Below are 12038 nucleotides of genomic sequence, written 5' to 3'. Positions count from 1 at the left end.
TTTTTTACAGTTTTTTGTCCGGATTTTCTCCGTAATAGTGGATCAGCTGCTGTAATCGGATGCCAGATTTGAAATCATGTGCCTGATCATGTGTTCCAGCGCCGTCCGCTCCTCTTGTGAGAACCCTTCATAAATTTTTTCGTCAATTATCAATGCCTTTCTCTCCATTTCCAATTTCATTCTCCGGGCTTTTTCCGTGAGCACAATCCGTTTCTGCCTGTCGTCATCAGGCGAGGCCTGGAAATTCAGATATCCTTTTCCCTTCAGTCGTTTCAGCAGCGTGGAAACAGAGGCTCTTGAGATGTGCAGGTCCCTGTGTACGGCCGTAGCAACTAGATTTGGGCTTTCGTGTGCGGTCAGATAGCTCAGAACATCGCACTGTGCGGCAGTCAGCCCGCTGCTGGAGAACATATGGTTTATGGTTCCTTCCAGAACCAGATTCAGCTGTTTAAGCAGTCTGAGAACGTTGTCATCTTTAAGCACCGGCATTTGAAAACCTCCTTGTGGAATTGTTAATTGATTAATTGTTATCGTGTGAATGATTGTCACTAGAACTGTTTTAACCGATAATGCCTTGAAAGTGAATTTAAAAAATGATATTATTAATAAATAACTTTTATTAATAATATTGTGATTTGAGGTGAAAATATATGAATATAGCGCAGCTGGAGTGCTTTTTGACGGTCGCTGAGAACCTGAATTTTGCCCGTGCTGCGGAACAGCTGCACATGACGCAGCCGGCGGTGTCTCATCAGATTCAGACGTTGGAAAGTGAACTGAATACCAAATTGTTCCGCCGTACAACGCGGTCTGTAGAACTTACGGAAGCAGGTTTCCTGTTTTTAGACGATGCAAAAAATATTGTAGGGATGGCTCACGCAGCCAAAAATCGTTTGTCAAATCAACCGGAAGATCAGGTGATTCCTTTTCATATCGGCTGCCCCGGTTCGTTTATTTATTCCATACTGCCGGGCCCCCTGAAGAAACTGACGGAAGACATGCCACAGATTCATCCGGTCATCCGGATGCTCCCCTCTCAGGTTCTACAAAGCCAGCTGCTGGAAGAATCCCTGCATGTGATGTTCGGATTTTATGAAGAGAGCACCAGAAAAAAAGCAGGAACTTTCCTGCCTCTCATGAAAGCGCCTGCTGTATGTGTGATGACTCCGGAACATTCATTGGCCCAAAAAGATATACTCTGCCAGGAGGATTTGAATAAAGGAAAGATGATTATTTGTGACCCGCATCGCAATTTTCCGGAACTTTCATCCGCAAATGCAGCAATTATCGGTACAAGACCTGTGTCGGACATGTATTTCTGCGACACTCCGACATGTGCAGTTACATTAATAAAGGCAGGATTGGGCTTCGCCATCCTGCCTGATATTCTCCCGGTCCGGGAACCGGGACTATGTTATATCCATGTGAAAGGGCTTCCAGTCCTTTCTTTTGGCCTTTATTATAAGAAAATTAAGACACATCCTGCTTTGAAAACCTTTATCGAAATCATGAAAAAGGAATTCTGATTTACTGAATCCATGCTCCGTCAGCGCCTACGCGGTATACGCCGTCAATAATGGTATTGGTGACGAGAGCGCCTCTCGATCCGTTGGAAACAGGATTAAAGTAATAATACTTACCATTGATGATCCACCAGCCTGTTACCATTCTGCCCTTTGTGCCGTCGCTGTTTGGATTCAGATAGAAGCGGTTGCCGCCGTCTGTAATCCATCCTGTCTGCATGTAGCCGTTGCCGTCGAAGTGGAACCAGTTGTTGTCTACGAAAAGCCATGCGTTAGCTGGATAGGAGCCATCTGCATTCTGATACCACCATCCGGTGCTGTTGCTTTTCCATCCTGCGGTTCCGGGAGTGCCGGAATTGGAATTGCTGTTGCTGCTTCCATTGCCCAGAGCATATTCAAAATACTGTTCATCGGATTCCGTCCAGTCCGTTTTGTCTTTTGATTTGATTCCCACAGCGCGAACCTTGAAATAGTAGTCGCCGGAACGGGAAATCAGTGAGCGGAAGTTATATTCCGTATCTGTGGTCGATACGAGGGAACCAACGCTGCCGCTGCCTCTGTAGAGGCGCAGTTCGTATTTCTGTGCGCCGCCGACGCCTTCCCATGTGGCGATTCCGTCGGAACTGAGTTCTGCGTAGCTACTTCGTCCAAATCAGCCGTAATATCGGTAAGCTTGATTTTCAGAGTAAGAATCTCAGACTTGCTCTTCGTGCTCTTGGAAGATAAGCTGGCCTTGTCACCGCTTAACTTGATATCGCTGGAGGAAACGTCGAAATAATAGCCGTCATCGGCATTGAGCGTTACCTGGATGGTAGGATAAGTGGATGAGGAAGTACTTGTTACTTTGTAGTCGTCTACATAATAATTGCCGCCATCCGATGTGACATCCAGCGTCATATCGTCGAAATCGGAAGAATCCTCCAGATCAGCGGTAATCGTCAGTTTGACGGATGTGATCTTCGTTCGTTCTTCGGCAGCAAATGCAGTCATCGTTGACGACAGAAGCATAGCTGCAGCTATTGCCATAGCAAATCCCTTTTTTAATAATTTCATAATCAACCCTCCTGTTATTTGTTTGAAATTTAAAATTTTATACGTTAACCAATTGAATTTCCTGTCTATATCGTATCATTAATTAAGAAGACAATCAATTAAAAGAATATAACAAAATCTTACGGTTTTCTGTTTGAATTTATAAAAAAAGTAAGAATCAGGGAATCCATGCTCCGTCGGAGCCAACTCTGTACTTGCCGTCGATTACCGTGTTTGTAATGAGCGCGCCCCTCGTTCCGTCGGAAGTTGGATTGAAGTAATAGGATTTGCCGTTAATTCCATACCATCCTGTTATCATTTTTCCCTTCGTACCGTCACTGTTGGGATTCAGATAATACCAGCGGCCGCCATCATTCAGCCATCCTGTCTGCATATAGCCGTTGCCGTCAAAATGGAACCAGTTGTTGTCCACATATAGCCATGCATTGGCCGGGTAAGAACCGTTAGTATAGCGGTACCACCAGCCGTATCGGTTCTGGCACCATGCGCCCTGGCTGCCGGAAGAGGTTCCGGATGGTCCTGCGCCGGGACCGCTGTTCGTATTATTATTATAATAATAGGAATTGCCGGGACCGGATGGACCGCTTCCAGGTCCGTTTCCGTAATAGTAATCATCGTCATACCACCAGTCGCTGTCATGATAATTATCACTCAGCGATTCGTCGTAGTAATAACCGTCGGATTCTGTCCAGTCGCTCTTATCGCTGGATTTGGCACCCACGGCGCGGACTTTAAAAAAATAGTCTCCTTTACGGGTAATCATGCCGCTGAAATCGTAATGAGTATCCGATGTAGTTTTGGTGGAGCCGATGAGGGTGTTTCCACGGTAGAGGCGCAGCTCATATTTTCTGGCGCCAGGCACGGAAGTCCAGCTGCCTTCTCCGTCGGAATCGAGATCTGCAAAAGAGACGGGGGGCAGATCCGATGTCATGTCCGTCAGTTTTATTTTGATAATCAGGGTTTCAGCGTCATTTTTCGTACTTTTGGAAGTGCAGTCTGCTTCTTCTCCTTCCAGATGGATGTCGCGGGTAGAGACGTCAAAATACCACCCGTTCTCCGCCTCCAGGGTAACCTGTACAAGAGGGTAGGAAGAGCTGCTCGTTTCATTCAGCACCTCATATCCGTCAATGGAATAGTTCCCTGAACCAGCAGTAAGATTGAGACGCATATCGCTGAAGTCGCTTTCATCACCAAGTTCGGCAGCGATATGGAGGGTTACGGACGTGATTTTTCCCCGTGTTTCCGTTTTGGCAAGTGCTGAAATACAACCGGTGCCAAGAAGCAGTGCAGCGGTCAAAAGAAGAGCAGCCGCTTTTTTCAGTAATTTCATCGTAAAACCTCCCTTAATATTTACCTAAAATTATCATAACATTGGCATAATTGACTGTCAATTATATTCGGACAAACAGAGGAGATTCCTGATGACTTATGGAAGAGGCGGGAAATTTTTCACTCTTTATGAAAAAAGTTGTTGAAGAATGGGGATGAAGTAAGTATAATAGGTAAGAATCTTAAAAGAATAATAATTGTTCAGGCCGGAGTATCTTCTTGGATGACCCAGTAGAATACAAAAATACGGAGGTTCCCGCAGCCCTGAACTGTTAAAAAGAAGTAATGGAGAAGTAGTTTGTGTAGCAAGGAAAGGAAGGAAACTATGAACTTTAAAGAAATTAACCCATCTCCTCGTACATTGATGTGTCCCGGTCCTGTAGATGCAGATCCACGTGTCCTTCGTGCCATGAGCGCACCGATTCTCGGACAGTTTGATCCTGAATTCTTAGGCCTGATGTCAGAGACGATGGAAATGGCCCGCCAGGTATTTCAGACAAAAAATGATCAGACATACACCGTAGATACAACCTCCCGCGGAGGACTTGAAACTGTACTGACCGGTGCAATTTGTCCTGGCGACAAGGTGTTAATTCCTGCATTTGGACGTTTTGGTTATCTTCTGAAAGAGATTCTGGAGCGCTGCGGCGCAGAAATTACCCTTCTGGAGAAAGAATGGGGCTATGTTTTTGACCCGGAGGAGATTGAAGCGGAATTAAAGAAGAAGAGTTATAAGGCTGTTGCCGTCATTCATGGTGAAACTTCCACTTCTATGATGCAGCCGCTGGAAGAGATTGGAAAGCTGTGCAGGCAATACGGAGCACTGCTGCTTGTAGATGCCGTTGCTACTCTTGGAGGCGCACAGGTAAAAGTTGACGAATGGGGAATCGATGCATGTATTTCCGGTACACAGAAATGTATTTCCGCTCCATCCGGTTCTGCACTTATTACTTATAATGAAGAAATAGAAAAGATTATCCTGTCCAGAAAGAAAGTAGAGAGCGGGATTCGTACGGCGGAAGACGTAGATACGACGATGCCTCACATCCCCAGCAACTATCTGGATCTCGCACAGCTTCAGGACTACTGGGGCCCTCGCCACTTAAACCATCACACGGAGGCGACCAGCATGCAGTATGCAGTTCACGAGGCGCTCAGGTGCATTATGGCAGAAGGGCTGGAGAACCGTTTCGCCCGCCATACCTTAAATGACAAGGCGCTGACGGCAGGTCTGAATGCCATGGGACTGACAATTTTCGGAGATGTCGCTCATAAGATGCCTGTCGTAACGGCGATTGAGATTCCGCAGGGGGTAAACGGGACGAAAATCCGTTCAGAGCTTCTGGAATATTTCGGAATTGAAATTGCAACTTCATTCGGTCCGCTGGACGGAAGAATCTGGAGAATCGGCAATATGGGCTATTCCAGCCAGAAGAGAAACATCCTGTTTACACTGGGAGCTTTAGAAGCAGTTCTGCGTCAGAACGGCGTAAAGGTTCCGGCAGGAGACGGTGTGGCAGCAGCATTGGAAGTATACAAAAACGCATAATTTTTATATGGATTTACAAGAATGAAAGATCAGTCAATACGAAAAGCAGAGGAGCTTCCCTTAAATCCGCCATAGAGCGGATCAAGGAGGAAGCTCCTCTGTTTTTTGTGTTCGGAAAGTCCTGAAAAACAAAACCCGAGACGCCCCATGGACCAGATGGAGTGACTTGGCCACTGCCTGGAACGGAGTCTGGTCTATGGGCTTGGGCGCTTATCTGGAATCCCGCCATGGAAGGGATACGGACATCAGAGTTCCCGCTCCTGAATTGCTTATTACACGGATATCTCCGCCGCAGAGCGTTATAATCCGGCTGACTACTGCAAGACCGATCCCGTTTCCCTCCGTAGTGTGTGAGGTATCACCCTGATAAAATTTATCGAAGATATGGGGAATGGCTTCTTCAGAGATACCGCATCCGTGATCTTCAATCTCAAAGATCAGGTTCCGTTCCTGATGGGAAAGGGAAATTCGGATATCAGAGCCGTTTGGAGAGAATTTTATGGCATTGTCGATCAGATTCATCCATACCTGATTTAAAAGCCCCTGATTGCCGTTGAATGTTATTTCCTCTAAGTCGATATCCAGATTCAGGGATTTGGCAGACCACTTTGGTTCCAGAAGCAGTATGCAGCGCCGAATCTGTTCCGCCAGGTTATAGGGCAGCTTTTCTGTGATAATACACATTTTTTCCACCTTGGAAAGATCCAGTATGTTTTTCGACAGAGTCGAAAGGCGTCCCGTTTCCTGAATGATAATATCGAGATATTCGTTGCGTTCTTCAAGAGTCAGATCAGGATTTTTCAGCAGTTTGGCAAAGCCTTTCAAAGAGGCCAGGGGCGTTTTGAATTCATGGGAAAAGTTATTGATAAAGTCTGTGCGCAGAATTTCCGTATTCTCCAGCTCTTCGGACATCCGGTTAAAGCTTTCTGATATTTTGGTCAGCTCTTCTACCGTATCCATATGAATTCTCACATGGAAATTACCCTTGGCCAGTTCGTTGATGGCTGATACAAGGGTGGTCATAGGTTTTAATATAATCTGATTCAACAGGGCGGTCAGGAGCAGGCCGGCTAAAAGGCTGACGGCCAGCAGAAGCGGAATCGGCGGGATCATAAAGTGAAAATTGACCGGAGTTCCTGTGGCAAAACTGAAAATGAGAAACATGATAAAAGACATAATTACCTGAACGAGAAACAGGATGATAAAAATAACAATTGGCAGAATGACATTTAAATTCATACGTTTTTCACCGCCCTGTAGCCGAGCCCGCGGACTGTTTCTATGGAAAAATCCGGATAGTCACCGAATTTTTTGCGCAGACGGTGAATATGGACGTCCACCGTATTGTCCGTAGATTCGGAATCCATTCCCCAGATTTCATCCATCAGCTGAACGCGCGTGAAAATCTTTCCGGGACATGACAGCAGCTTGTACATCAGGTAAAATTCCCGCGGCGGGAGAGTAACGAAGCTGTCGTCCCGCCTGACTGTAAGGGAATCATAGTCCAGCACGACGGAACCGATGGAAATCTGATGGTCGCAAACGATTTTTGCACGGCGCAACAGAGCCTTGATCCGCAGCAGCATTTCCTCTTCATCGATTGGCTTTGTGATATAGTCGTCGGTGCCGACTATGAAACCGCGGTGTTTATCTTCCGGCAGCTGCCTGGCAGTAATCATGAGGATAGGGACTTCAAAATTATTTTCCCTCAGCCGCTTTGTCAATTCATATCCGTCCATGACCGGCATCATGATATCGGTCAAGATCAGGTCAATGTGATTGCTGTCGATTACAGACAGGGCTTCCATTCCGTTAGCGGCCAGGAATGGCAGATAACCATTCGCCTTTAAAATTGCTTTCATAAGCTCTCTTGTATTCTTGTCATCTTCTACAACTAATATATGAAACATAACATCCTCCGTTTGATGATATAAAAAACGTTTCGCTATGGACAGCGTGCCCTGCATGATCGGGCACCGCGCTCGGCGCGCGAGTCCGCTTCAGCGAACTCTTTGTTTCTTTCCAGGAAAGACATTGTTTTTGTCCACAAACAGTATATCAGGTTTTTATGTGTTCGGACATGAAATTTATGATTTTTTTGTGAACACCTTGTTTTTTCACAAAATGTTCATGTTTTGGACGGGCTAAAAAGCGGTTTGTTTATTTTCAGTTCATCTTCGTACTGTATTTTATCATGGAAGAAGAAAATGATTGAGTAATAGAGGATGCTGCAAGAGAATAAAGCATTGCCGCCAATATAAGATTCCGTTCCATGCAGTGGCCAGGTCACTCCATCTTATATTGGCGGCAGTGCTGATATAATTTTTGCAACCTCATCTTAGAAAACAATAGTAAAAGGAGCAGACAAGATGAAAAAGAAAGGAATCATCATTGGTGTTGTGACCGTAGCGGCGCTGGCAGCCATCATTACACCTCGGTTTTTTAAAAAGGAACAATTTGGTCAGGCGGCATCCATACCGATTTTATCGGCGTCCGTACCGGAACAGGGGAATCTCCAGCTGACTACTGATTTAATTGGAACGGTGGAACCGTCAGATGTGGTATATATCTATCCAAAAGCTTCCGGGGATGTGACGGCGGTCCATGTGCAGGCCGGTGACAGCGTACAGCAGGGACAGGTGCTGTGTACAATTGATACGAAACAGGTGGATTCGGCCAAGAACAATATGGATACGGCCCGGGTGTCCATGGATAAGGCCAGAGCTGACCTGGACAGAATGTCCATTCTCTATTCCAGCGGAGGCATTTCGTCACAGGAATATGAACAGTATAAGAGCAGCTATGAGCTGGCCGAAATTTCTTACAAATCAGCCAAGCAGAATTATGAGACGCAGGTGGAGTACAGTACGATTACCGCTCCGATCAGCGGAAAGATTGAGCTGGCCGATATGGAGGTGCATGATACGGTTTCTCAGAGCAACCTGATCTGTGTCATTGCAGGTGAAGGAGGAAAGGTGGTATCCTTCTCCGTTACGGACCGTGTCAGAGGATATGTGAACGTAGGAGATTCCATGTCCGTAGAAAAGGATGGGAAAAACTATTCCGGAACGATTCAGGAAGTGAGTACAATGGCGGATACGGCGACAGGGCTGTTCAAAATCAAAGCAGCCGTGCCGGATGACGGAAATCTGCCTACGGGCTCTTCCCTGAAGCTTTCCGTCATATCGGAAAAGGCGGAAAATGCAATGCTTGTACCGGTCGATGCCATTTACTTCGAAGGAGGAAATTCCTACCTGTATACATATGATACGGAGGCAGGAACCGTGCATAAGGTTCAGGTGGAGACGGGAATCTACGATTCGGAAAAAATGGAAGTCCTTTCCGGAATTACTATGGATGACCTTGTTGTAAATACATGGAGCTCTGAACTGTATGAAGGAGCGAAAGCACAGCTTAGGGGCGCAGACGGCCAGATACAGGGTGGCCCGGCGGAAGACAAAGAGGCGCCGGAAGGAAAACCGGCAGACGGAGGAAATGAAAAGGGCGGTAAACCACAGGAGGGAAAAGCATGATAGGTATTACTAGATTTGTCCTCAAACGCCCCGTTACGGCAGTACTCAGCATTCTGTGCCTGATCGTTTTTGGATACACGGCTATTTCATCTTCCACGCTGGAGCTGACGCCGGAGATGAGCATGCCCATGATGGTTGTCATCGCCCGGTATGACGGAGCCAATCCGGAAGACGTCTGTGAACTCGTAACAAAGGAAATTGAGGATTCCGTAAGTACATTAAGCGGCCTGAAATCCATGTCTTCCACTTCCAGCGACGGTTCCTCCATGGTTATGCTGGAATATGAATACGGAACGGATATGGATGAGGCTTACGATGATCTGAAAAAGAAAGTGGACAGTCTGGAACGGAGCCTTCCGGACGATGTGGATACGCCTACGGTTATGGAAATGGATATGAATGCTTCTGAAGTGATGACCCTTTCCATTACGAATCCGGAAGAAGAGAACATCTATGATTATGTAGAGAATACGATTGTTCCGGAACTGGAGAAAATTTCATCGATTGCAGAGGTTAGTTCCAGGGGCGGCAGCAAAGAGTACATAAAAGTTGAAATGATGCCGGAAAAGATGAGCCAGTACGGCGTGACTATGGCATCGATCGCCAGTGATATCGCTGCTTCCGACGTTGCTTATCCGGCAGGCGATACAGATGTAGGCAGCCAGGAGCTTTCCGTAACGACGAGCCTGAAAGCATCCACACAGGAGAGCCTGAAGACGATTCCTCTTACGACAACCAAATCATCGAAAAATATCGTCTATCTTCAGGACGTTGCCAATATTTATACGGCCAAAGAAGAGGCCAGCAGTATTTCCCGGTATAACGGGGAGGAGACGATGTCCGTTTCCATCAGCAAGCAGCAGAGTGCATCTGCCATGGAAGTTTCCAAGGCAGTCAATAAAAACATACAGAGTATGATGGCAGCCAACAAGGGACTGGACATTGTCGTGGCAAGTGATACGAGTGAAGATATCATGGATTCCCTAAAGGACGTAATCGAAACGCTGATTATGGCCATCATCATTTCCATGGTTATTCTGTGGCTGTTCTTTGGAGATCTGAAGGCGTCCCTGATCGTAGGAAGTTCGATTCCCGTATCCATTCTGGTGGCGCTGATTCTGATGAACCGGATGGGATTTTCGCTGAATGTTATTACTATGAGCGCACTGACCCTGGGCGTCGGCATGATGGTGGATAACTCCATCGTTGTGCTGGAAAGCTGTTTCCGCGCGACGGATAAAGTGGGAATGCTGAATTATGCGAAAGCAGCTCTGGAAGGAACCGGAATTGTAGGAGCTTCTGTTTTGGGCTCCACCCTTACGACGTGCGTCGTATTCCTGCCACTGGCATTTCTGCAGGGTATGACGGGGCAGCTGTTCAAACCTCTTGGTTTTACAATCGTATTCTGCATGGCGGCATCCCTGCTTTCGGCAGTCGCAGTCGTTCCGCTCTGTTATATGCTTTACCGGCCGAGAGAAAATGAAAAGGCGCCGATGTTTCACCCTGTAAAAAGAATGCAGGACGGATACCGCAGGATCATGAAGGTGCTCCTCCCGAAGAAAAAGACGGTCATGTTTACATCTCTGATCCTGCTTGTCGGAGCATACATGCTTTCCAAACATGTGGGTACAGAGCTGATGGCTTCGGATGACCAGGGACAGATCAATATTACAATCGAAACGAGACCAGGTTTAAAGACGGCGAAGGTAGATGAACTGTTAAAGCAGGCAGAAGCAATTGTAGCCACACATGAGGACCTGGATTCCTATATGTCACGTGCAGGAGGAGGCGGTTCAAGAGGCAGTTCTTCCGCTACGATCAATGCATATTTGAAGGATGACAGAAAAATGTCTACAGACGATGTAGCGGATCAGTGGAGAAAGGAACTGGCGTCTATTGAAAACTGTGATATCAGCGTCGAGGCAGGCGCCTCCATGAGCATGATGTCCAGCAGGTTCCAGTCTTACGAAGTGCTGCTTCAGAGTGCCGATTATGATACGCTTAAGGAGACATCCAGCAATATCGTGAAAATGCTTTCCGAGCGTCCGGAACTGACGAAGGTTCACTCCAGCCTGGAAAACGGCGCTCCGATCGTCAAGATTCAGGTCGATGCCATAAAGGCGAAGGCAGCCGGCCTTACAGCTTCCGGAATCGGATCCACCGTTAACCAGATGCTGAGCGGAAAAGAGGCCACGACGCTGGAAATTGACGGAGACGATGTAGATGTGCGCGTAGAGTATGCAGATGGAAAATATACCTCCATCGATCAGATAAGAAACATTATTCTCACGACTCCGGAGGGAGGCGCAGTGGCTCTGACAGACGTAGCGGATATTAACTTTGAAGACAGCCCGTCTACACTCAGAAGAAACGACAAAGAATACCGTGTTACGATTGAAGCAGAGTATACGGAACAGGCAACATCCAGTACAAAACAGCAGCTGACCAGCGAAGTCATCAGCCGAATCTGCCTTATAATGTTTCGGTTGCAAGAAACTCCCCGTGACCAGTCTCAGGCAGAGGAATTCTCGGCTCTGTTTAAGGCGATTGCCCTTGCGGTTTTCCTGATCTTCGTCGTTATGGCGGCGCAGTTCGAATCGCCGAAATTCTCCATCATGGTTATGACGACGATCCCGTTCAGTCTGATCGGTTCCGTATTCCTTCTGTGGCTTACGAACTGTAAAATCAGTATGACTTCGCTGATCGGTTTCCTGATGCTGATTGGTACGGTTGTTAATAACGGTATTCTGTATGTGGATACCGTGAACCAGTATCGTGCGGAAATGGATATGGAAACGGCATTGATCGAAGCAGGAGCGACGCGTCTGCGCCCGATTCTGATGACCACGCTTACCACGATCGTGGCGATGATTCCCATGGCCCTTGCAATCGGAAGCAGCGGAAGCATGACTCAGGGCCTTGCGGTGGTAAATATTGGAGGCCTCATCGCTTCAACAGTACTTGCACTTCTCATGCTGCCAGTATATTATAGTATCATGAACCGCAAACCGAAAAAAGAAGCAGAGATGGTTGACTGCTAGAAGTTGACTG

Annotated in this window: 10 protein-coding genes; 4 read left to right on the top strand and 6 right to left on the bottom strand. The window is 46.9% G+C overall.

What is annotated here, in order from left to right:
* Positions 1 to 42 precede the first annotated feature (42 nt).
* Entirely contained in the window at positions 43 to 489 is a 447-nt protein-coding gene (locus DXA13_RS15980) for a MarR family transcriptional regulator (RefSeq protein WP_118245915.1), read from the bottom strand.
* Positions 490 to 650: 161 nt separating this feature from the next.
* Here DXA13_RS15980 and DXA13_RS15975 point away from each other — a divergent pair, with 161 nt between their 5' ends.
* Positions 651 to 1526 carry a LysR family transcriptional regulator gene (locus tag DXA13_RS15975; RefSeq protein WP_118245913.1) on the top strand — a complete coding sequence of 292 codons (876 nt, stop codon included), beginning with the start codon at positions 651 to 653 and terminating at the stop codon, positions 1524 to 1526.
* 1 nt (position 1527) lies between these two features.
* Here DXA13_RS15975 and DXA13_RS15970 read toward each other — a convergent pair whose 3' ends face one another.
* The 3 genes from DXA13_RS15970 to DXA13_RS15960 form a co-directional block, all read right to left on the bottom strand.
* Positions 1528 to 1977: a hypothetical protein gene (locus DXA13_RS15970; protein ID WP_118245911.1), complete on the bottom strand. Its 450-nt coding sequence runs from the start codon at positions 1975 to 1977 to the stop codon at positions 1528 to 1530.
* A 38-nt stretch (positions 1978 to 2015) separates the two neighbouring features.
* Entirely contained in the window at positions 2016 to 2576 is a 561-nt protein-coding gene (locus DXA13_RS15965; protein WP_118245909.1) for a hypothetical protein, read from the bottom strand.
* Between the two features lie 157 nt (positions 2577 to 2733).
* Positions 2734 to 3906 (bottom strand): hypothetical protein, encoded by a 1173-nt coding sequence (locus tag DXA13_RS15960; RefSeq protein ID WP_118245907.1) that lies wholly within the window; start codon positions 3904 to 3906, stop codon positions 2734 to 2736.
* A 324-nt stretch (positions 3907 to 4230) separates the two neighbouring features.
* Between DXA13_RS15960 and DXA13_RS15955 the strand changes: the two genes are divergently transcribed.
* The gene (locus DXA13_RS15955; RefSeq protein ID WP_118245905.1) at positions 4231 to 5454 is read left to right on the top strand and encodes an alanine--glyoxylate aminotransferase family protein; all 1224 of its coding nucleotides are present in this window, start codon (positions 4231 to 4233) and stop codon (positions 5452 to 5454) included.
* Positions 5455 to 5664: 210 nt separating this feature from the next.
* Here the strand turns inward: DXA13_RS15955 and DXA13_RS15950 are convergent, their stop codons facing one another.
* Both DXA13_RS15950 and DXA13_RS15945 read right to left on the bottom strand, forming a co-directional pair.
* Positions 5665 to 6693, bottom strand: coding sequence for a HAMP domain-containing sensor histidine kinase (locus DXA13_RS15950; RefSeq protein ID WP_118245903.1), 1029 nt, complete (start codon positions 6691 to 6693; stop codon positions 5665 to 5667).
* On the bottom strand, positions 6690 to 7364 hold the full coding sequence (locus DXA13_RS15945) for a response regulator transcription factor (RefSeq protein ID WP_118245901.1): 675 nt from the start codon (positions 7362 to 7364) through the stop codon (positions 6690 to 6692). Before DXA13_RS15945 ends, DXA13_RS15950 begins: the two co-directional genes overlap by 4 nt.
* Before the next feature lie 459 nt (positions 7365 to 7823).
* Between DXA13_RS15945 and DXA13_RS15940 the strand changes: the two genes are divergently transcribed.
* Positions 7824 to 8987 carry an efflux RND transporter periplasmic adaptor subunit gene (locus DXA13_RS15940; protein ID WP_118245899.1) on the top strand — a complete coding sequence of 388 codons (1164 nt, stop codon included), beginning with the start codon at positions 7824 to 7826 and terminating at the stop codon, positions 8985 to 8987.
* On the top strand, positions 8987 to 12028 hold the full coding sequence (locus tag DXA13_RS15935) for an efflux RND transporter permease subunit (protein ID WP_118245954.1): 3042 nt from the start codon (positions 8987 to 8989) through the stop codon (positions 12026 to 12028). The genes DXA13_RS15940 and DXA13_RS15935 overlap by 1 nt, the downstream gene beginning before the upstream one ends.
* Positions 12029 to 12038 lie beyond the last annotated feature (10 nt).

It is taken from the genome of Clostridium sp. AM58-1XD (assembly GCF_003464085.1).
In the GTDB taxonomy this organism is placed as follows: domain Bacteria; phylum Bacillota; class Clostridia; order Lachnospirales; family Lachnospiraceae; genus Lachnoclostridium_A.
The sequence above is the reverse complement of the archived record's forward strand: the minus strand, read 5'-3'. Positions and strand labels throughout refer to the sequence as shown.